This window comes from Clostridium sp. ZBS15 (assembly GCF_023845705.1).
In the GTDB taxonomy this organism is placed as follows: Bacteria; Bacillota; Clostridia; order Clostridiales; family Clostridiaceae; genus Clostridium; species Clostridium aquiflavi.
Map to the genome: position 1 here is coordinate 1 of NZ_JAMQHY010000004.1, position 22,412 is coordinate 22,412.

Annotated in this window: 18 protein-coding genes and 1 other annotated feature; of the genes, 4 read left to right on the plus strand and 14 right to left on the minus strand. The window is 27.8% G+C overall.

The genetic code is table 11. The features are described from left to right. Window positions 1-150 precede the first annotated feature (150 nt). From NG904_RS02145 to purR, 8 genes are all read right to left on the minus strand, one after another. Entirely contained in the window at window positions 151-1,182 is a 1,032-nt protein-coding gene (locus tag NG904_RS02145; RefSeq protein ID WP_252229475.1) for a peptidylprolyl isomerase, read from the minus strand. 135 nt (window positions 1,183-1,317) lie between these two features. Continuing rightward, window positions 1,318-4,821: a transcription-repair coupling factor gene (gene mfd, locus NG904_RS02150; protein WP_252229477.1), complete on the minus strand. Its 3,504-nt coding sequence runs from the start codon at window positions 4,819-4,821 to the stop codon at window positions 1,318-1,320. Window positions 4,822-4,835: 14 nt separating this feature from the next. Beyond that, a complete protein-coding gene (pth, locus tag NG904_RS02155) occupies window positions 4,836-5,411 on the minus strand; it encodes an aminoacyl-tRNA hydrolase (protein WP_252229479.1) in 576 nt (191 codons plus the stop codon). An 80-nt stretch (window positions 5,412-5,491) separates the two neighbouring features. Further along, entirely contained in the window at window positions 5,492-6,178 is a 687-nt protein-coding gene (locus NG904_RS02160) for a response regulator transcription factor (RefSeq protein WP_252229481.1), read from the minus strand. Window positions 6,179-6,290: 112 nt separating this feature from the next. Then, complete coding sequence (locus NG904_RS02165) at window positions 6,291-7,250, minus strand: ribose-phosphate diphosphokinase (RefSeq protein ID WP_003372561.1); 960 nt, start codon at window positions 7,248-7,250, stop codon at window positions 6,291-6,293. A 46-nt stretch (window positions 7,251-7,296) separates the two neighbouring features. Continuing rightward, entirely contained in the window at window positions 7,297-8,664 is a 1,368-nt protein-coding gene (glmU, locus tag NG904_RS02170; RefSeq protein ID WP_252229483.1) for a bifunctional UDP-N-acetylglucosamine diphosphorylase/glucosamine-1-phosphate N-acetyltransferase GlmU, read from the minus strand. A 185-nt stretch (window positions 8,665-8,849) separates the two neighbouring features. Next, a complete protein-coding gene (spoVG, locus tag NG904_RS02175) occupies window positions 8,850-9,125 on the minus strand; it encodes a septation regulator SpoVG (RefSeq protein ID WP_252215951.1) in 276 nt (91 codons plus the stop codon). Window positions 9,126-9,245: 120 nt separating this feature from the next. Continuing rightward, window positions 9,246-10,061, minus strand: a complete 816-nt coding sequence (gene purR / locus NG904_RS02180) for a pur operon repressor (protein WP_252215953.1) — start codon at window positions 10,059-10,061, stop codon at window positions 9,246-9,248. Window positions 10,062-10,351: 290 nt separating this feature from the next. Between purR and murC the strand changes: the two genes are divergently transcribed. Beyond that, on the plus strand, window positions 10,352-11,734 hold the full coding sequence (murC, locus tag NG904_RS02185; protein WP_252229485.1) for a UDP-N-acetylmuramate--L-alanine ligase: 1,383 nt from the start codon (window positions 10,352-10,354) through the stop codon (window positions 11,732-11,734). A 238-nt stretch (window positions 11,735-11,972) separates the two neighbouring features. On the opposite strand, the gene NG904_RS02190 is transcribed toward murC, so the two are convergent. Further along, window positions 11,973-13,049 carry a M24 family metallopeptidase gene (locus NG904_RS02190; protein WP_252229487.1) on the minus strand — a complete coding sequence of 359 codons (1,077 nt, stop codon included), beginning with the start codon at window positions 13,047-13,049 and terminating at the stop codon, window positions 11,973-11,975. 270 nt (window positions 13,050-13,319) lie between these two features. Here NG904_RS02190 and NG904_RS02195 point away from each other — a divergent pair, with 270 nt between their 5' ends. The 3 genes from NG904_RS02195 (at window position 13,320) to NG904_RS02205 (ending at window position 16,297) form a co-directional block, all read left to right on the plus strand. Further along, window positions 13,320-14,018: a metallophosphoesterase family protein gene (locus tag NG904_RS02195; protein WP_252215958.1), complete on the plus strand. Its 699-nt coding sequence runs from the start codon at window positions 13,320-13,322 to the stop codon at window positions 14,016-14,018. Between the two features lie 52 nt (window positions 14,019-14,070). Further along, window positions 14,071-14,306, plus strand: a binding site (T-box leader). Between the two features lie 121 nt (window positions 14,307-14,427). Then, window positions 14,428-15,822, plus strand: coding sequence for an asparagine--tRNA ligase (gene asnS / locus NG904_RS02200; protein WP_252215961.1), 1,395 nt, complete (start codon window positions 14,428-14,430; stop codon window positions 15,820-15,822). 292 nt (window positions 15,823-16,114) lie between these two features. Then, window positions 16,115-16,297, plus strand: a complete 183-nt coding sequence (locus NG904_RS02205; protein ID WP_252229489.1) for a hypothetical protein — start codon at window positions 16,115-16,117, stop codon at window positions 16,295-16,297. Between the two features lie 90 nt (window positions 16,298-16,387). Here the strand turns inward: NG904_RS02205 and NG904_RS02210 are convergent, their stop codons facing one another. From NG904_RS02210 to NG904_RS02230, 5 genes are all read right to left on the minus strand, one after another. After that, window positions 16,388-17,257, minus strand: a complete 870-nt coding sequence (locus NG904_RS02210) for a carbohydrate ABC transporter permease (protein WP_252215985.1) — start codon at window positions 17,255-17,257, stop codon at window positions 16,388-16,390. Next, entirely contained in the window at window positions 17,257-18,120 is an 864-nt protein-coding gene (locus tag NG904_RS02215; protein WP_252215988.1) for a carbohydrate ABC transporter permease, read from the minus strand. Before NG904_RS02215 ends, NG904_RS02210 begins: the two co-directional genes overlap by 1 nt. Before the next feature lie 24 nt (window positions 18,121-18,144). Then, a complete protein-coding gene (locus NG904_RS02220) occupies window positions 18,145-19,425 on the minus strand; it encodes an ABC transporter substrate-binding protein (protein WP_252229491.1) in 1,281 nt (426 codons plus the stop codon). 91 nt (window positions 19,426-19,516) lie between these two features. Continuing rightward, window positions 19,517-21,178 (minus strand): glycoside hydrolase family 13 protein, encoded by a 1,662-nt coding sequence (locus NG904_RS02225; protein WP_252229493.1) that lies wholly within the window; start codon window positions 21,176-21,178, stop codon window positions 19,517-19,519. A 161-nt stretch (window positions 21,179-21,339) separates the two neighbouring features. Then, entirely contained in the window at window positions 21,340-22,344 is a 1,005-nt protein-coding gene (locus NG904_RS02230) for a LacI family DNA-binding transcriptional regulator (protein WP_252215996.1), read from the minus strand. Window positions 22,345-22,412 lie beyond the last annotated feature (68 nt).

Below are 22,412 nucleotides of genomic sequence, written 5' to 3' on the forward strand. Positions count from 1 at the left end.
ATTTTAGCATTCCTAAGTTCAATTATTCCGCTCACTTTGCTTATGCATATATCAACACTCTGCTAAAACAGAGCCTTTCTTAAAAATAAAAAAATGCTTTTACAAGCAATTTTATTACTTGTAAAAGCATTTATAACTTAAAGTTTAAGTTTATAATTTTTTATCATTTATCTTTACACCAACATCTTTTTTCCAGTCTTCTATCTTTTCGTTAAATACATCACTTTGTTTCTTTTGTAATAATTGACCTCTAATATCTTCTTTAACGTCTTCTAAAGGTGTTACTGTACCTTCACCTTTATCTGCAACTAAGATGTGAGAAACTTCTGCACCATCATCTTTTACACCTGTTACCTTAATTATATGATAACCAAATTGACTCTTTATTGGTTGTGAAATTTCACCTTCTTTTAAATCTTTAAATCCATCCATAAATTCTTTAACATATTTAGTTGATGAATATTCTATAAATCCTAAAGAACCACCGTTGTCTTTAGTACCTGGATCTTGTGATTTTTCCTTTGCAACTTCTGCAAAATCTGTGCCACCATCTAATTGACTTTTTATTTCATTAGCTTGTTGTAAAGATTTATCAAAATTAATTTCTCCTGGAGTTGAGAATTGAGTATCTTTATTTTCATCATAATATTTTTGTATATCATCATCATTAACTTCTACATCCTTAACCATATCTTGATATACATATCTTACTATTGCTTGATTCTTTTGATATTCTTTAAATTCGTCTTCAGTAAATCCATTTTGTTCTAAGAAAGTATTGTATTGTTCTTCTGTTTGATAAGCAGTTTTATAATAGTTTACTGCCTCATCTACCTGCTTATTTAATTCTTCATCGCTAGGTTTTAAATTTAATTCTGCTGATTTAGTTAATATCAATTTTTCATTAACTATAGCATTTAGATATTGTTTTTTTAATTCTTTTAATTGATCTTTTATGTCAGCATTACTTTCATAGTTTTCTCCATATTTTTGTTTTAGAGATTCCGTAATTGATTTTAAGTCTCTATCTAAATCGCCTTGGGTTATTTTTTCTTTTCCTACTGTTGCAAGAACTGTATTTTTTATAGCTTCTGGTGTCTTTTCAATCATTTTACAACCAACAATTGAAAATGCAAGTGTAGCTACTACTACAGACGCAACAATTTTCTTTATTTTATTCAAAATTTTTCCCTCACTTTTTTGTAAATTTTAGCCTAAAAAAATTCTAATATTAGTATAACAATATTATTTTCACAATTCAAACCGTTTATATTACTTTTTTATTAAAATGTTAATTGATTGTATAAGTCTTTAAATTTAAGATTCTAATTTTTCTAAAATTTCCTTTAAAACTTCTAATTTATCCTCTTTTTTCATATCTTGTGTTTTAAATGAAAAATATGGTTCAGTTCCAAATTTAAGAATTATATTTTCTTTATAATTCTCCATAAGTATTTTAAATAACTTCTTATATTCATCTTCACCACTTGCAAATCTAAATCTTATTTCTTTTGGCATTTCTTTTATCTCTTCAATAAATAACTTTTTAGCTATGCTTTTTATATAAGCTATATCCATTAAATTATGCACTGGCTCAGGTATTTTAGAATATCTATCCTCTAACTCTTCTTTTATATCATTATAGTCTTCTATATCTTCTATAGCAGCTATTTTCTTATATATTTCTATTTTTTGAATTTCATCTTCAATATAATTTTCAGATATAAATGCATCAATTTTTATTTCTACAGTAGTTTCAATAGGTTCTTTAGATATATCACCTTTAATTAGCTTAATAGTATCTTCAAGCATTCTACAATATAAATCGTAACCTACAGATGCCATATGACCATGTTGAGATGATCCCATAATATTTCCAGCGCCTCTTATTTCTAAGTCTCTCATGGCTATTTTAAATCCTGAACCTAATTCAGTAAAATCTTTTAATGCTTTAAGTCTTTTTTCTGCAACTTCAGTTAATACTTTATCCTTAGTATATAATAAATATGCATATGCAATTCTATTTGATCTACCGACTCTTCCTCTTAATTGGTACAGTTGCGATAACCCCATCTTATCGGAGTTATAAACTATTATTGTATTTACATTAGGGATATCTATTCCAGTTTCTATTATTGTAGTACAAACTAAAACATTAGATTCTTGATCCATAAATGAAATCATTTCTTTTTCTAATTGTCTTTCTGTCATTTGTCCATGTGTAACTGAAACCTTGCTCTCCGGAACTAATTCTTGGACATATCTAGCCATTTCATTTATGTCTTCTACTCTATTATAAACAAAATAGACTTGACCACCCCTACCAATTTCTCTTAATATTGCATCTCTTATAAGTTGGTCATTTTGCTCCACAACATATGTTTGAACAGGATATCTTTCTTCTGGCGGAGTTTCTATTACAGATATATCTCTGGCACCAGTTAACGACATATGAAGTGTTCTAGGAATAGGTGTTGCACTTAATGTTAAAACATCTACATTTTTCTTTATATTTTTAATTTTTTCCTTTTGAGATACTCCAAATCGTTGTTCTTCATCTACTATGAGCAATCCTAAATCCTTAAATTGTATATCCTTTGATACTAATTTATGAGTACCAACTAAAATATCTACATTTCCCTCTTTTAATCTTTGTATTGTAACTTTTTGTTCTTTAGCTGTCCTAAATCTACTTACCATATCTATTTTAATTGGGAAATCAGAAAATCTCTTTTTCATATTTTTATAATGTTGTTCAGCCAAGATAGTTGTTGGTACTAATAAAGCAACCTGTTTTCCATCCATAACTGCTTTAAAAGCAGCTCTTAATGCTACTTCCGTCTTTCCATATCCAACATCACCACAAAGCAATCTATCCATAACTTTATCAGATTCCATATCTTTCTTTATTTCTTCTAATGAAGTTAATTGATCTGGTGTTTCTTCAAATGGAAATTCATCTTCAAATTGTCTTTGCCATTGAGTATCTTTACTAAATTTATGACCTTTTATTGTAGATCTAGTGGCATATAACTTCACTAAATCTTCTGCAATATCATTGATTGATTTTCTAACTTTTGCCTTAGCCTTTTGCCATTCAGCTCCACCAAGTTTTGTAATTTTAGGTGATTTACCCTCACTACCAATGTATTTTTGAATTAAATCAAGTTGTTCTACTGGAACATATAATTTATCACCTTTGTCATATACAATATCTAGATAGTCTCTCTTATGACCAGATACATCTATCTGTTTTATTCCTTTATAGACTCCTATTCCATGATTTACATGGACTACATAATCCCCTGGCTTCAATTCATTAAAGCTTTTTATTTTAGATATACCCTTTTTCTTTTTATTCTTTGGTTTTAATTTTCTCTTTGCTTCACCAAATACTTCTTTATCTGATATAATGCATAATTTATATTCTGGATATTCAAATCCCTTTAATTGATTACCACATGTTATTACAACTTCTCCAAATTGTATTTCCTTTATCTTATCTTTATAAGAACTTTCAACACCTCTATCTCTTAAGGTATCTACAAGTCTTTCTCCTCTGACTTTAGTACCAGATAATATTACTGTTTTATATCCCTTTGATTTTTTGTCTAAGATGTCTTCTATTAGTATATCTAATTGACCTTGATAATTGCTTAACGTTGTTTGCTTTAACTCTATACTCGTGAAAGGTTTTAAAAATTTTTCTGTATTATTTAAAGTTTCAAAGAAAAGTATATTTGATTTCTCAAATTTATCTAATGTATCATGTTCATTAATTAATAACTTTTCTTGACCTGGAAGTATATCTCCTCTTTCAAGAAATGAAGTGAAATTTTCAGCAAATTCCAAGTAAGATGATTCTAATTTACCTTTACATCGTTTAACATCATTCATTATAAATAAATAATTTTTAAAATAATCAAAAAAGCTTTCTATTTCATCATAAAAATAAGGTAAATAGCTATCTATAGTTTCAAATGTTAAATTTTCTTCAAGTGATTCTATATTAGATTTAACTACCTTTTCTAATTTTTCTATTCTTTCTTTTTCTTTATTATGTGAAGAAATTTTCTTAAATTCATTTAAAATTGATTCTTTTGCTTTATTCATTGACTCTTGAGACACTAATATTTCTTTTGCTGGAAACACTTTAAAAGATTTAACTTTATCTATGCTTCTTTGAGATTCTGAATTAAAAGTTCTAATAGATTCTATTTCATCTCCAAAAAGTTCAACTCTATAAGGATAAGTTGAACATGTTGGGAATATATCTAATATTCCTCCTCTTACAGAAAATTGTCCCTTTGATTCAACTATTTCTACTCTCTCATAGCCACTTTCAATTAATTTTGAAGACATTTCATTAAAATTAATCTCAGTACCTTGTTTTATAGTCATACTATATTTAATAAATAGTTTATGCGGAGCATATGTTGCCATAAAAGAATCTATAGATGTTATTACTATTTTTTTATTTTTATTATTTAATATCTCATTTATTACATTTAATCTTGCCCATCTTAAATCACCTGATACAGCATCTATATTATAAAAAACCGTCTCTTTTACAGGAAAATAATATACTTCATTAGTATATAAAATTAAGTCTTCATAAAGATTCTTAGCTTCCATATCATTTTGAGTAACAATAACAATAGATTTTTCAATATTTTCAAATATTCCATCTATCATATAAGATTTTCCTGAATCTGATAACCCATATATACCTACTGGATAAGTTTTTTCATTAATAGATTGCAATATTTTTTTTAACTCAATACCAGTTTCTAAGGGCTCTAATAACCCTTTTAATCTCATCTTATACACCATCCTTAAATACTTTTATCAGCCTTAAATCCATTAAATTTGTTCATAGCTGAATTTACATCTTGTTTTATTATTTCTTCTACCGAATTTGTCGCTGCTTCAATACTTTCTTTTAATACTTCTTTTTCTTCTTTTGAGAATTTTCCTAAAACATAATCAACTAAATTAACGTTAGGTTGTCCAACACCCACTTTAATCCTTGGGAAAACATCCGTTGATAAATTTGCTATTATGCTCTTTATACCATTATGCCCGCCTGCACTGCCTTTTTCTCTTATTCTTAGTCTTCCTATATCTAAACTTATATCATCATATATTACTATAATATTTTCATTACTTATTTTATAAAAATTAGCTACTTCTCTTACGCTGTCCCCACTTAAATTCATATATGTGGTTGGTTTTAATACAATAACCTTATTATTAGCTATAAATCCTTCACCATATACACCTTTAAATTTTTGCCTATTTATATCAATATTATACTCATTTGAAATGTTATCAATAACTTCAAATCCAATATTATGTCTTGTATTATCATATTTACTTCCTGGGTTTCCAAGTCCAACTATTAAAAACATATTTTTCTCCTTTGCATATCTTTTAATTATACTAATTTATCTTCTATTATACTAAATAATAATATATTTCATATATTTAATTATTTTGTTTGAAATTTATAGCCTTTTCTCCAAAGTGTAACTATTTTATAATTTGCATCTGGTTCAAACTTCTCTCTTAATCTTTTGATATGAACATCTATAGTTCTACAATCACTCTTATAATCATTTCCCCATATTTCATCTAATAATTCTTTTCTTGTAAAAACCTTATTAGGATTATTTATAAGAAAAACTAATAATTCAAATTCCTTTGGTGGTAAATTAATTATATTTCCTTTAAAAATAACTTCATAGGTACTTAAATTTATTGATAAATGAGATATAGATATTATATCTGTTTTATTATTTTCTATGCTACATCTTCTTATAATAGCTTTCATCCTAGCAACTAACTCTTCTACTTTAAATGGCTTTAAAATATAATCATCTGCACCTATATCAAATGCTAAAACCTTATCAAAAAGACAATCATTACTTGTAACTACTATAATAGGAATATTACTTTGTTTTCTTATCCATTTTAAAAAATCCATACCATTAAGATTTTTTGTAAGTAAATCTAACAAAATTATATTAGGGGCATATTTCAAAAATACACTTTTAGCATCATTTCCATCTAGCACTATTTTAGTTTTATAACCTGATAATTTTAAATAATTATCCATTAAATCATTGCTATATATATCGTTACTTATAATTAAAACCTTTCCAAAAGATTTATCCATAAAAAAAATTACTCCTTTTTAGATTACTTACAAACAATATGAAATCTTGTTTAACATGTTAATAAACCTCCCATGATATGCTCATAGGAGGTTTTATTATATGTATACAAGATTATACTTCAAATAATTTACTTATTGGTTCATCATCGTATATTCTTTTAATAGCTTCTGCAAATAGTGGAGCAACAGAAAGAGCAGTAATCTTCATATTTTCCATTTCTACATCTACTGGAATAGTATTTAATAATACTAGTTCTTCAATTGCAGATTTATCTAATCTTTCACATGCTGGTCCTGATAAAACTCCATGCGTACAGCATGCATAAACATTTTTAGCACCTAATTCTTTAAGGGCATTAGCTGCATTTGATATAGTTCCTGCTGTATCTATCATATCATCAATTAATATACATCTTTTTCCTTCAACTTCGCCAATAATATTCATAATTTCTGAAACATTCGCTTTAGGTCTTCTTTTATCTATTATAGCTATTGGTGCATGAAGATTATCTGCGAATTTTCTTGCTCTTGTTACACTTCCTAGGTCTGGTGATACTACAACCACATCATCTTGTTCCGCTAATCCTTTTGATATAAAGTGCTTAGCTAATATAGGTGCTCCTAATAAATGATCAACTGGTATATTGAAATATCCTTGAATTTGCGATGCATGTAAATCCATAGTCAAAACTCTATGTGCTCCTGCTGCTGTTACTAAATCGGCAACTAGTTTTGCCGTAATTGGATCTCTAGCTTTCGCTTTTCTGTCTTGTCTTGCATATCCATAGTAAGGAATAACTGCTGTTATTCTACCTGCTGATGCTCTTTTAAAAGCATCTATCATTATTAATAATTCCATTAAATTATCATTAACAGGAGAACATGTTGATTGTACGATGAATACATCAGTACCTCTTACAGTTTCATTAATATCGACAGATATTTCTCCATCACTAAAAGTTGATACCTTTGATTTTCCTACTGGCACACCTAATATATCTGCTATATCTTGTGCTAATTTACAGTTTGAATTTCCAGTAAAAACTTTTATATTTCTTTCATGGCTTATCATAATATAAGAAGACCTCCTTAAAATTTTGGCTGATTTATAATTAAAATTATTTTTTTAATCCTTTTTTAGCTACCCATCCTTTAATATTTCTTTGCTTAGCTCTTGCTACTGCAAGGTCACCTTCTTGTACTTCCGATGTAATAGTTGAGCCAGCTGCTATGTAGGTATTATCCCCTACTTCTACTGGTGAAACTAAGTTTGTATTACATCCTATAAAGCTGTGATCCCCAATAATAGTTTTATATTTTTTCTTACCATCATAATTTACTACTACTGTACCACAACCGAAATTACATTCTTTACCTACTTCAGCATCGCCTATATAAGTTAAATGAGATACCTTTGTTCCATCTCCAATAGTAGATTTCTTTATTTCTACAAAGTCACCTATTCTTGCTTTTTCTCCAATTTTACTTTCAGGTCTTATATATGCAAATGGTCCAACAGTAGTATTATTGCCAATACTGCTGTCTAAAATTACAGAAGATTGAATATCTACTTCATTTTTTATAATACTATCCTTTATCCTTGAGTTTTGATATATTATACATCTTTCCCCTATAATAGTATTACCTTCAAAAATATTATTAGGATATATTATAGTATCCTTTCCTATTTCTACATCAATACCTATATATGTTGTTTTAGGATCTATTAATGTAACTCCATTTTCCATATGTTTTAAGTTTATTCTATCTTTAAGTATTTCTTCAGCTTGAGCTAATTGAGCTCTAGAGTTAACCCCTATAGTTTCCTCAAAATCAGTTACAACTGCTCCTATATTATGTCCTGCAGATTTTAATATTTCTATAACATCTGTAAGATAGTATTCACCTTGTTCGTTGTTATTGCTTAGTTTACTTAATGATTCATATAATAATTCTATATCAAAACAATATATAGCAGAGTTCATTTCATTAACTTTTAGTTCTTCTTCATTACAATCTTTATGTTCTACAATTTTTAATACTTCATTACCGCTTCTTATTATTCTTCCATAGCCTGTTGGATCATCAATAATAGCAGTTAATATTGTAGCTGCATTTTTTTCTTCAATATGAGTATTAAATAAATTTTTAATAGTAGATTCCTTAATTAATGGAGTATCTCCAGCAAAAACTGCAACTGTGCCTTTTTTACCTCTTAAAAATTCTGATGCACATTGTACAGCATGACCTGTTCCTAACTGCTCTAATTGAAGTGAATAAGTCACATCCTTTTCTGCAGTTCTTTCTTTAACAAGTTCTGCTCCTTTTCCTATTATTATATTGGCATCTTGTATTCCAGCTTTTCTTATGGTATCTATAACATGATTAACCATTTCTTTTCCACATACTTTATGTAAAACTTTAGGTAAATCTGATTTTATTCTTTTTCCTTGTCCAGCCGCTAAAACTAAGGCACATTTATACATTGTTATCCCACCTCATTTACAAACATATTCTTAACAAAATATGTTAATAATATGCTTTAAATTCATACTAATTAATTATATTTGAAACGAATTTTTATTTCAAGTTTTATCTAATGCATCTTAAATTTGTACAAAAAATAAAAGGAAGCATTTATCTTCCTCTCATTTTTCCCAATTATTAAACTTTATTCTTCCACTTCTTGTTCTTCAATAGCTTTTTCGTAAGCGCTTAGAATTTCGTTTTGTATCTTTTCCCTTGAATCCATAACTATTGGATGAGCGATGTCTTTAAATTCTCCAGTTGGAGTTTTTCTACTAGGCATAGCTATAAATAACCCATTTTGGCCTTCAATAACTTTAATATCATGTACTACAAATTCGTTATCAAAAGTTACAGAAACTATTGCCTTCATTTTTCCTTCTGAAGAAATTTTTCTAATTCTCACATCTGTGATTTGCATTTTCGTACACCTCCAAGTTGCATTTAAAAATACTTATACTTAACTAAGTTCTCCGAAAATGTTTAAATCCCTTCTAAAATCATCTAAATATTAAGAAATTTGTTTTATTTATACGAATTGTTACAAAAATCTTTTTGAAGGTTGAATTTCCAAAATAGCTTCTTTATCAACAGCTTTTAATTCTACTATGGAAACATATTCATCAACTAACTTTTTATTGATCTCTTTATTATCAACTAATACACCTATTCCTACTAGTTCACTCTCAAATTCTGTTAATAAATCTTTAATTCCAAGAGCTGTTCCTCCAGCCTTCATAAAATCATCGATAAATATACATCTGCTCTTGGGTTTCATAGATTTTTTTGAAAGAGACATCTGTTGTAATCTGCCACTGCTTCCAGATACATAATTTATACTGACAGTAGTTCCTTCTGTAAATTGACTGTCTCTTCTTGCTATTACTAATTGTACTCCTAAATTTCTAGCTACTTCATAAGCTAAAGGAATTCCTTTTGTTTCAACAGTTATAACATAATCTACATTTTTTTCTTGAAAGCACGATGATAACATAACACCTGCAGTACTAATAATTTCTGGATTATACATCACATCAGTCATATATATTATGTTACCAGGTATTACTCTTCCATCATCCTTTAATTGATCACATAGCTTTAATGCAAAGTCTCTAGCTACATCATCTCCAATCATTGGAATATATTTAATTCCACCTGCAACTCCAGCAATTGTTTCTATTCTTCCCATTTTAAGTTTTTCTAAAAGTTCTCTCACTATAACTATATCTTCACTTATAGTGGATTTTGCTGCATTTAACAATTCTGAAAACTTATTTAAACCTATTATTTTATTTGAATTTTCTATTAAAATTTTTGTTATAGCAACCACTCGGTTGTTTCTGCTTAATTTTTCCATAAAAATCACCCACATCAATTATTCACGAATTATTTTTTGATTAATTATACTTAACATTCATATTTTATTCTAAATTTTACTCAATATCAATGGTTTTTAAATACAAAAGTTCTTAATTACAAAAATTCTTCACATATTTGAAAAAATAGCATAAAATATTTGAGTAATTGTTTTTTTTGTATTTCATTTATGGAAAAATGTATATAATTATAAATAAGTATCCAAATATCATTATAAAGTAATTTACGAGTATTGTTTAGGATATAATTAAATATAGAGGAGTTGATATTTTGTCTTTCGATTTTATAAAAGATAGAGATAAGAAAGTTCACTTTATTGGTATCGGTGGAATCAGTATGAGTGGTCTTGCTGCTGTTTTACTAAATAGTGGATATACAGTTTCAGGTTCAGATTTTAAGGAATCAGAAATACTAAAAAAATTAAGACTTTCTGGAGCTGATATTTACATAGGCCACAGTGAAAAAAACATAAAAGATGTTGATTTAGTAGTTTATACAGCTGCTATACCTGAAAATAATCCTGAACTTATTTATGCTAAAGAAAATAATATAGACTTAATGAATAGAGCAGAATTTTTAGGAAATATCATGAAGGGACATAAATATAATGTTGCTATTTCTGGTGCACATGGAAAAACAACTTGTACTTCTATGCTCTCTAATATAACTTTAAAAGCTAATTTAGATCCAACTATACTTGTTGGTGGAGAATTAGATGTTATTGGTGGTAATTTCAGAATAGGTAGTAGTGATTACTTTATAACAGAAGCTTGTGAATATAAACGTTCATTTTTAAGTTTTTTCCCTTATGTTGGAGTAATTTTAAATATAGATGCTGATCACTTAGACTACTATAAAGATATAGATGAAATCACTGAAACATTTGGACAATTTGCAGATTTAATTCCTAATGATGGTTATTTAATAGGCTATGTTGGTGACTCTAGGGTAAAAGAAATTTTATCTAAAGCTAAATGTAATACTTTAAGTTATGGATTTGAAAACGCTGATATAACTGCTAGAAATATAACTTTCAATGAAAAGGGTTGTGCTTCTTTTGATGTTTATAAACACAATGATAAATTATTTGATTTAACTTTAAGCAATCCTGGAGAACACAATATATTAAATGCACTTTCTTCAATTTGTGTATCACTTGTATTTAATCTTAATTATGATGATATAATATGTGGATTATCAGAATGTAAGGGTGCGCATAAGAGATTTGAATATAAGGGAGAAGTAAATGGTGTTACTGTTATAGATGACTATGCTCATCATCCAGTAGAAATAAAGGCAACTTTAAATACATCAAAGAAAATTCTTCATAACAAAACTTTCTGTGTATTCCAACCACATACTTATACAAGAACTAAAACATTGTTTGATGAATTCACAGATGCATTTTTTGATGCTGATGAAGTTGTTCTAATGGATATTTACGCTGCTCGTGAAAAAGATACTGGATTAGTTTCTTCAAATGATTTAGGAGAAGCTTTAAGAGCTAAAGGCGTTAAATGTACAAATGTCCATTCTCATGATGAAGCATTAAAGTATGTAAATGAAAATGCTAAACCTAATGATTTACTTCTTACAGTTGGTGCTGGCGATGTTGTCATCGTTGGTGAAAAATACCTTAACCAAGAAAAATAATAATATTTAAGATTTTAATAAAAAATGATAAATTAATTTTTTTATTAGTTGAAAGTGGATAGATGAGAGTTGAGAGTTTTGGCTGAAAGCCATAGGCTTTCTAAAAAATATACGTTTAAATTTCAACTTGAAATTTATTCCTTAACTCTCCATTTTCAACTATCAATTCTCAACTAAAATTCCATATTACATAATATACAATTAGAATTTCAAAACTTATACTACTCTCTATATAATCTTATATAACTGTAAGTTCTTTTGTTACTGAATTTAGTATTTCTGCACCATCTTTTGTTACTAATACTAAATCTTCTATTCTAACTCCTATGTCATCTTTTAGATATATTCCAGGTTCAATGGAGAATATCATTCCAGCTTTAACCTCTTCATGATTTATTGAGCTTACATCTCCCTTATCATGAGTTTCTAAACCTATACTATGACCTGTTCTATGAGTAAAGAATTCACCATATCCTTTATCATCTATATAGCTTCTTGCAGCAGAATCTATTTCTGAAAATTTCACACCATCTTTTACTTTTTTGATAGCATTTAAGTTTGCTTCTTTAACTATTTCATATATTTCTTTTTTATGGTCATTAGGTTCTTCTCCAAAGAATACAGTCCTAGTCATGTCAGAGCAATAATAATTATATATTCCTCCTATATCTAAAACTATAGTGTCACCTTTCTTTAGCTTTGTACTTCCACATTCACTATGAGGATCTGCTCCATTAGTATCAAATGCTACTATTGGTGTAAATGAAAATCCACTTGCACCCTCTTCTTCATATATTTCAGCAAGTAATCTTTGATAATATTTTTCTGTCATGCCTTCCTTAAGCTCTGATTGAAGTTTTAACATAACTCTATCATTTATTTGTGATGATTTTTTCATAAGTTCAATCTCTTCTGAGTCTTTAATCATTCTTAAGCTATCAATTATTGGAGATGAATTTACAAAGCCTTTTACTACGTTAAGCTCCATTAATCTTATCAAAAATTTAGCACTCCAATCTTTATCTATACCTAAAACTTTATCCTTTTCTAAAACTTTGCTTAATACTTCAACTGAATCATCACTATCTGTATACCAAATAATATCTACACCTAAGTCTTCTTCTATTGGAAAAAGCTTATTAACTATAAATTTATGATTTCCAGAAGAATTTATGTAAAGTGCAATCATTCTTTCTCCTGGCGAAATTCTTTTACCTACAAGATAATAAATTGATGCTGGTGATGTAACTATTATTTGTGAAAGTCCTTGTGACTCCATTTCTTTTATTACTTTTAAAACTCTATGATTTTTCATAAAATCAACCCCTTAACTTAGTAATTATTTTAATAAATTTTGTTTCTGTTTTTAATCTATGTTTTAGTAAAATTTATATATAATTAATCAAAATTGTACATAATTCAATATATAATCAAATATTTAAAACATATCTTTTCTATATATTATTTGTATATAATAAATTAAAATATTCTATAAAATTTATTATATAACTTTGCATCTAAAAATAATATTATAATGATATAATATATTTAACAATTTTATATTTAAACATAAGGGGAGTTAGTTATGAAAATAGCAATAATTTCAGATATACACGGAAATATTTATTCACTTATTAGAGCATTACAAGATATAGACAATGAAAAAGTGGATTCAATTGTTTGTTTAGGCGATTTAGTTGGATATGGACCACATCCTAATGAAGTTATAGCAATGATTAAAAGAAGAAATATTCTTTGCATTCAAGGAAATTATGATAAATCTGTTATAGATAATGATTATACTTTTATAAGAGAAACTGCAATAAATAGTTTTTCTCTTCCTTGGACATACAATGAGCTTAGAGCACAAAATAGATATTTTTTAAGTAATTTACCATCATCTATTAGTATTAATATTCAAGGCAAAAAAATAATATTTGTTCATGGTAGTCCAAGCATACTTAATCAATATTTATTTGAAGACGCTGAAGATACTAAAAATATAATAGAAACTATGGAAGAAGATATTTTGGTTTGTGCACATACCCATATTCCTTCTATTAAAAGTTTTGGAGAAAAAATGTATATAAATTGTGGTAGTATTGGAAAGCCTAAAATAGGTAGACCTAATCTTACTTATTGTTTGTTAGATATAAATGAGATTAGCGGGATTAAAGCGCAGATAAAAGAATTAGAATATGAGTACCCAAGAATCGTAAAAGATATGACTTTATTAAACTTTCCTTCAAAATTAATTAAAAGTTTTGAAAAAGGTTTAGAATAACTCTGTTGCATTTGTAAAAGAAATACTGTAAAATTATACACAATGTAATATTGTAATTACTTTGATGAGAAGAGTACGTTTAGAATATAGTCTTAGCGAGTAAGGGATGGTGTGAGCCTTATACGAAGTCTATTCCGAAGAACATCTCTGAGTTTCTAACCGAAAGTTTTTAATAATTAGTAGGCTTAGACGGGGGCAACCTCGTTAATAATCTAAGAGAAGTCATATAATTTTATATGTTATATGGCAAATTGGGTGGTACCACGAAATAATACTTTCGTCCCATACGGGGACGGGAGTTTTTTTTATACTTTTTTATATTTTATAAAATAAATATTAACTCATTATTATATGTTAATCATATAGATAAATTAAATATTTAATGAATTAAATTATGGAGGTCATGTAAATGAAAAATACAGTTTTAATTAAAAAAATTTATAGAGAAACTGATCAATTTCTTTCAAAGGAAGTAATGATATCAGGTTGGATAAGAACTTTAAGAGCATCTAATGCTTTTGGTTTCATTGAAATAAATGATGGTTCTTTCTTTAAAAATATCCAAGTAGTTTTTGATGACAAATTAGGTAACTTTAAAGAAATTTCAAAATTACCAATAAGCTCCTCAATCTCAGTTGTTGGTACATTAGTTGCTACACCAGATGCTAAGCAACCATTTGAAATTCAAGCTAAAGAAATAGTTATTGAAGGAATGTCAAATTCTGATTACCCACTTCAAAAGAAAAGACATACTTTTGAATACTTAAGATCAATTGCACATTTAAGACCAAGAAGTAACGCATTCTCAGCAACATTTAGAGTACGTTCAGTTGCTGCCTTTGCAATACATAAATTCTTCCAAGAACAAGGTTTTGTATATACTCATACTCCAATAATTACAGGTAGTGACTGTGAAGGTGCTGGAGAAATGTTTAGAGTAACTACTCTTGACCCTAAAGCTCCTGAATTAACTAAAGAAGGAGATATTGATTATACTAAAGACTTCTTTGGTAAAGAAACTAACCTTACTGTTTCTGGTCAATTAAATGCTGAATGTTTTGCATTAGCATTCAGAAATATATATACATTTGGACCTACATTCAGAGCTGAAAATTCTAATACTACAAGACATGCAGCTGAATTCTGGATGATAGAACCTGAAATAGCATTTGCTGATTTACAAGATGATATGGAACTTGCAGAAGCAATGCTTAAATACGTTATAAAATATGTTATGGATGAATGTCCAGAAGAATTACAATTCTTCAATTCATTTGTTGATAAAGGATTATTAGAAAGATTAAATCATGTTGTTTCATCAGACTTTGCTAAAGTTACATACACAGAAGCTGTTGAAATCTTAGAGAAATGTGATAAAGAATTTGATTATGACGTATCTTGGGGTATCGATTTACAAACTGAACACGAAAGATATCTTACAGAAGAACACTTTAAAAAGCCACTATTTGTAACAGATTATCCTAAAGAAATTAAAGCATTCTATATGAGAATGAATGAAGATAATAAAACTGTTGCTGCAACTGATCTTTTAGTACCAGGTATCGGAGAAATCATTGGTGGTAGCCAAAGAGAAGAAAGACTTGATAAATTAGAAGCTAGAATGGCTGAATTAGGTCTTAAGAAAGAAGATTACTGGTGGTACTTAGAATTAAGAAAATACGGAGAAACTAAACATGCTGGATTTGGTTTAGGATTTGAAAGATTAATCATGTACATCACTGGTATGACAAATATCAGAGACGTAATACCATTCCCTAGAACTCCTGGAACATCTGAATTCTAGAAAAATTTAATAAATAAGTAATAGCTAAAGAGCAAGTTTAAAATAACTTGCTCTTTAGTTTTATCTTTATATTAATTTAAAGCTACTTCACAAAATAATTTTTTAAATTGAAAAACTAATTTGAATAAAGCGCTAAGTAGTATAAATATAAAAGTTATGAATAACATATAATTAATTTGATAAATACAAAATATACTAAATAATCTAAAATATTATTTAATAAGTATTGTCAATTAATAATATTTGTTTTATAATAAAAATATGAAATACAGAGAGATAGGAGCGAAGTAATATGAGTAATAAAGAAAATTTAAACAAAAAAAATGAATGTAATTGTACAGATAAATATGAAGTAACTTTTGAAGAAGAACAGGTTAAAGTAGATCCATCAAAGCCATGTGATTCAAGTAATCCAGATTATCCATGGGTTTCATGTGGTATAGATAAAAAAACTAAAGATAGTGAAGAAAAATAACTACTTTTTTTAAAATTTTTTATTTAAGAAAATAAAGATAAAAATGAACCTATATTAAACTATAGGTTCATTTTTTATATGTTTTAATAATTATTTTATAGCCCCTTTAGTAACTCCATCGATAATACCTTTTTGTGCTACTAAGTAGAATAATAATATAGGTATTAACGCTAATAAGTATGATGCAAATGCTAAATTATAGTCTGTTCCAAATTGTGATTGGAATATAAATTGAACTAAAGGAATAGTTGCAAAGTCCGGGTTACTTAATATTACAAGTGGTAACATAACATCATTCCAACACCATAATGCTGTTAAAATTGCTACTGTTGCATGTATTGGTTTTAACATTGGAAATATTATTTTAAAAAATACTTGCCAAGTACTTGCTCCATCTATCAATGCTGCTTCTTCTAATTCTATTGGTATAGATTTTAGAAAACCTACATATAAAAATACATTAGAAGATAGTCCATACACTGTATATAAAAGAAGTAATCCAATTATATTATCCATATTCCAAACACTAACTTGCTTTACAAGTGGAAGCATTATAATTGGAAATGGTACAAACATAGCACTTAAAAAATAATAGTACATCGCTTTATATGTTTTTTTATGCATATTTCTTGCTATTGCATAACCAACCATTGAATTAGTGATAAGTGTTAATATAACAGTTGTTATTGTAATAGTTAAACTGTTTTTTAATGCATTAAAGAAATTAGTCATTTCTATAGCTTTAGTAAAGTTTTCAAAATGAAACACTTTTGGTAATGAAAAGATTCCGTTCATCATATCTTGTGGTGATTTCAATGCTATAAGTACTGTTATTAATAATGGAAAAAGTACAGTTATAGTTCCTAAAATCATTAGTATTGTTACAAACCAATTTGTTTTCTCATCTTTATTTACTTTAGATTCTTTATTTTTTCTTGATTTATTAGCTACTGCGAACATTATAATTGCATCTCCCTTCTTTCAAGGATTCTTAGTTGTAATAATGATATTGCTACTACTACTATGAAATAAATAACTGAGTTTGCTGATTGGTATCCAAATTGACTACCATCAAAACCAGCTTTGTATATTAATACAGCTATAGATTCTGTTGATCCTGAAGGACCACCACCAGTAAGTGATATAATTTGATCGAATACATTTAAGAAATTTTTCATTGCAAGCACCATATTTATAGTGAAAAATGGAGCTAGTAAAGGAAACGTTATCTTTTTGAATTGTATCCATTTATTCGCACCATCAATTGCACTTGCTTCATATACATCTTCTGAAATAGTTTGAAGTCCAGAAATATATATTATTGTGTTAAATGCAATAGCTTGCCAAGATGCTACTATAACAACCCCAAGCCATGCCAAATTAGGATTTCCAAGTATGCTTTTACTTAAAACTTCGCTTCCTATCGCTTGCCCTGCACTTGTTAGTATAAATGTAAATATATAATTGAATATATATCCAACTATTAATCCACCTAAAATATTAGGAATAAAATAAATACCTCTTAAAGTACTTTTGAATTTTATTTTAGAATTTAATCCTACTGCTAAAATTAAGCTTATTACATTTACTATAATTGTTGAAAGTAAAGCAAATTTAAATGTAAACATATATGAATTAATTATTCTTTCATCTGAGAATATACTTATATAATTCTTTATACCTACAAATCTAAAAGTTCCAAATCCTCTCCAGTTTGTAAAACTATAAGATATACCCTTTAGTAAAGGTAATGTATGAAAAATAAAAAATAGAATTACTGCTGGTATTGACATTAATAAGAACACTCTTCTTTTCTCTTTCATGCTCGTTCACCCCTATAACTTATTTTATTGCTGTGATCTATTCCATCTGTCATCTAAACTATTTAAAAGCTTTTCTATATCCTTATCAAATAAATAAGCTTGAGCTAAATCTCCAACTTGCATTGATGCTGGATAATGGTGATCTGGAAAATCTAAAACCATTCCATTTTTAAAATATGGATTCAAATCTTCTACAGTTTTATCTTGTTGATATATATTATTAATTGCTGGAATTGCAAACTGCTCTTTTGCATATAGTTCTACATTCTCATTCTTAGTCATAAAATCTAAAAATTTAATTGCCGCTTCTTTATGCTTAGAATCCTTAGGTACTGCAAATAGTAAATCGATACCTGAAACAACATTGTTCTTGCTTGCATCATTATTTGTTGGCAATACAAACATTCCTAAATTCATATCTGGATTTATCTTTAATATTTCTGGAATAACCCAATTTCCTTGTATCATCATTGCTGCATTTCCTTGAGCAAAAGATACATTTCCATCATTGTATCCGATTCCAAAATTATCATTGTGACCATATTCCATTAACTTTTCCATCTTTTCAGCTATTGGTTTATATTCATCTCTAAATGTAACTTCATTTTTTCTACGTTCAATAAAAAAGTCTTCAGATTCAGTATTAGCTGTTATAGCATTCCAAGCTGGCATGGCAGTCCATGCATCCTTTAATGTAAAGTAAAATGGTGTAGTTCCTGCTTCTTTTATCTTTTCAGCAGTATCTATAAATTCATCCCATGTAGTTGGAACTTTTAATTTTAATTTTTCAAAAATATCTTTATTGTAAACTACTCCTCCAGCATTACATGCATAAGGTATTCCACATAAAGTGTCACTAGGTTCAAACTCTAAGCTTTTTAAAACATTAACGTAAGCAGGTTGTATTCTATCTATAATATTTTTTTGACTAGATAAATCTTCTAAAATGCCTGCATCTACAAAGTCTCCATAATTCATCTCCCCAGCTATTGTTAATATATCTGGAACATCATTCTTTACTAATCTTGTTTTTAATACTGTCATAGCTTGAGCTGGTGAACTAATAATTACATCTATATCAGGATTTTCCTTTTCAAATTTTTCTTCAAAATTTTTAAATGTATTTATTGCTTCTGCTTTACTTAAAAAAACTTCTACTTGTTCTTTTCCATCTGCATTTTTAATATCATTGCTTTTACAACCAGTTAAAAGTGATGTAGAAAAAATACAAATTGTTAAGCAACTAATAAGAATTTTTGTAATCTTCATTATGCCAACTACTTTTCTATAGTACTTAATACTCATAGAAAAATAGTATTCACCTCCTATTTTTTATAATCTTTGTTGACTATATATCTTGTTTCAGGAATCGTTCCCAAAACAAGATATATCATTATTAAATAAGATATGCTCTACATTCGTAAGGTCTTAAGCTTATATTCTCTAATGTTTCTTCTTTACATTCATCATAGTTTGCTATAAGAAGTTTTTTGTATTTTGATTTTATATTATTAGGTAATTTAAATTCTGAAGTATTGCTAGAGAAATTACATATTACTAATAATTGTTCTTCATTTAATGTTCTTACATATGCATATATCTCTTCACTATCATCTAAAATTAAATCGTAATTTCCATAAACAATAATTTCATTATCTTTTCTTATTTTTATAAGCTCTTTATAATAATTAAAAATAGAATCTTTACTATCTACCTGACTTTCAGCATTTATTTTATTGTAGTTAGGGTTAACCTTAATCCAAGGAATACCTGTTGTAAATCCTGCATTTATACTGCTATCCCATTGCATAGGTGTACGTGCATTATCTCTGCCTCTATCATGAATTCCTTCCATCATTTCATCATGCGATCTTCCTTTTTTAACAACAAGATCATTGTATGCATTTATAATTTCTATATCTTTATAATCATTTAAATCATCAAATGCAACATTAGTCATACCAATTTCTTCACCTTGATAAATATAAGGAGTTCCTTTCATCATATGAAGACATGTAGCTAACATCTTAGCTGATTCTTTCCAATATTTCTTATCATCCCCAAATCTTGAAACTACCCTTGGTTGATCGTGATTATTCCAATATAAGCTGTTCCAGCCTGAATCTTCTAACCCCTTTTGCCATTTAGTCATTATTTTCTTTAAATCTGTTAACTTAAATGAATTCTTATGCCATTTTCCATACTTTCCATTACCTAAGTCTGTATGTTCAAATTGAAATACCATATTAAGTTCGTTTCTGTCTTCCCCAGTATATAACTTAGCTTCTTCAATACTTACACCTGGCATTTCTCCAACTGTTATTAAATTTTTACCTTTTAAAACCTTTTCATTCATTTCTTCTAAAAACTCATGTATTCTTGGTCCATTCATTGAATACTTACTAAAATCTCCATTTACACCATCAGGGAATTCTTGATTTTTAGAAATAAAATTAATAACATCCATTCTAAATCCATCTATTCCCTTATCTAACCACCATTGCATCATAGAATAAACATCATTTCTTAATTCACTATTTTCCCAGTTTAAATCTGGTTGTTTTTTAGAGAATAAATGCAAGTAATACATATCTGTTTCTTCATCATATTGCCATGCTGGACCGCTAAAACAAGATGTCCAATTATTTGGTGGTTGACCATCTTTACCTTTTTTCCATACATAATAATCTCTATACTTGCTAGTTTCTGATTTTCTGCTTTCTACAAACCATTGATGTTCATCTGATGTATGATTTACAACTAAATCCATCATTATTTTAATTCCTTTTTTATGAGCTGATTTAAGTAACTCATCAAAGTCATTCATAGTACCAAATTCAGTCATTATATCTTTATAATCACTTATATCATATCCATTGTCATCATTAGGTGATTTATATACAGGTGAAAGCCAAATTACATCTATACCTAATTCTTTTAAGTAATCTAACTTTTCTATAATTCCTCTTATATCCCCAATTCCATCACCATTACTATCCTTAAAACTTCTTGGATAAATTTGATATACTACACTTTCTCTCCACCAATTTTTTTTCATAAAAACTCCTCCTTTTTATTTTATAAATAAATACTATGTTTTAAATATATGTTTATATCTATATTAGGTAAAGTGACATATATAAACACTCTACTAAAACATGATCTAAATAAATTATGTATTAGGTTAACCGATTACGTAACCTTGAAAAATAAAATGGTTTATTTAAACCATTTTACAGTTTCCCTTTCAACAATATTATGATCCATAATTATTTGATTTTTAGAACCGTTTCCATTTAACATATTTAAAATTTCATTAAATGCCTTACAGCCCATTTCATATAATGGTTGTGATAATGTTGTTAATGGTGGTATTGACATTATAGCCACCTTGGTATTATCATATCCTACAATTGATAAATCATCTGGTACTCTGATATTTTTTCTATAGGCAACATTTAAAACGCCCACTGCCATATCATCACTAGCTACAAATATAGCTGTAAATTCTTTTTTTCTTTCTAATAAAGTATTCATGCATTCAATTCCACTTTTATAAGAGAAATCTCCATATGTAACTAAGTCATTATCTATATTTATTCCATAATCTGAAAGTGCCTTCATATATCCTTGTACTCTAGGTAATCCTGCTATTGTATCTTCTTTAGTTCCACTTATCATAGCAATTTTCCTATGACCTCTATCTAATAGATACTTAGTTGCAGTATAAGCAGCTGATAAATCATCTACTTTTATATGAGGCATATCATATTTAGGTGATGTTGTAGATATAAGTATATATGGAATATTAATTTTTTTTAAAGCCTTGTAATATTCATCTTCTATTTTTATACTTACAATGATGACAGCATCTAATTGTCTTTCCTCTAAAATTCTTAAATACTCTAAAGTTCTAATTCCTTCTGAACCAGCATTACAAAGTATAACACTATAGTTATTATCATGTGCTGTATCCTCTATTCCTCCAATGATTTCACCATCAAAGCTTGTAGATACATCCGGTATAATTACACCTATAGTTCTTGTTGTATTCGTTGATAATGATCTTGCAATGGCATTTCTTTTATAGCCAATTTCATCAACTACTTTAAGAACTCTAATTTTGGTTTCTTCAGAATATCCTCCTAGATTATTTAAAACTCTTGATACTGTAGCTACGGATACTTTAGATAAATTTGCTACATCTTTTATTGTTGATGCCATCTTAATCCCCTTTTTTTCCTTAAGTTAATCGATTACTCAAATATACAATACCATATTTTTATACATAT

Bases quoted from the DNA above. Each gene is read 5' to 3' on its own strand.
- purR (WP_252215953.1), bottom strand. From the start codon at position 10,061: ATGGAAAAATTAAGCAGAAACAACCGAGTGGTTGCTATAACAAAAATT.
- spoVG (WP_252215951.1), bottom strand. From the start codon at position 9,125: ATGCAAATCACAGATGTGAGAATTAGAAAAATTTCTTCAGAAGGAAAA.
- NG904_RS02230 (WP_252215996.1), bottom strand. From the start codon at position 22,344: ATGGCATCAACAATAAAAGATGTAGCAAATTTATCTAAAGTATCCGTA.
- mfd (WP_252229477.1), bottom strand. From the start codon at position 4,821: ATGAGATTAAAAGGGTTATTAGAGCCCTTAGAAACTGGTATTGAGTTA.
- NG904_RS02195 (WP_252215958.1), top strand. From the start codon at position 13,320: ATGAAAATAGCAATAATTTCAGATATACACGGAAATATTTATTCACTT.
- pth (WP_252229479.1), bottom strand. From the start codon at position 5,411: ATGTTTTTAATAGTTGGACTTGGAAACCCAGGAAGTAAATATGATAAT.
- NG904_RS02160 (WP_252229481.1), bottom strand. From the start codon at position 6,178: ATGGATAAATCTTTTGGAAAGGTTTTAATTATAAGTAACGATATATAT.
- NG904_RS02205 (WP_252229489.1), top strand. From the start codon at position 16,115: ATGAGTAATAAAGAAAATTTAAACAAAAAAAATGAATGTAATTGTACA.
- NG904_RS02210 (WP_252215985.1), bottom strand. From the start codon at position 17,257: ATGTTCGCAGTAGCTAATAAATCAAGAAAAAATAAAGAATCTAAAGTA.
- NG904_RS02220 (WP_252229491.1), bottom strand. From the start codon at position 19,425: ATGAGTATTAAGTACTATAGAAAAGTAGTTGGCATAATGAAGATTACA.
- NG904_RS02215 (WP_252215988.1), bottom strand. From the start codon at position 18,120: ATGAAAGAGAAAAGAAGAGTGTTCTTATTAATGTCAATACCAGCAGTA.
- NG904_RS02165 (WP_003372561.1), bottom strand. From the start codon at position 7,250: ATGATAAGCCATGAAAGAAATATAAAAGTTTTTACTGGAAATTCAAAC.
- NG904_RS02225 (WP_252229493.1), bottom strand. From the start codon at position 21,178: ATGAAAAAAAATTGGTGGAGAGAAAGTGTAGTATATCAAATTTATCCA.
- glmU (WP_252229483.1), bottom strand. From the start codon at position 8,664: ATGTATAAATGTGCCTTAGTTTTAGCGGCTGGACAAGGAAAAAGAATA.
- asnS (WP_252215961.1), top strand. From the start codon at position 14,428: ATGAAAAATACAGTTTTAATTAAAAAAATTTATAGAGAAACTGATCAA.
- NG904_RS02190 (WP_252229487.1), bottom strand. From the start codon at position 13,049: ATGAAAAATCATAGAGTTTTAAAAGTAATAAAAGAAATGGAGTCACAA.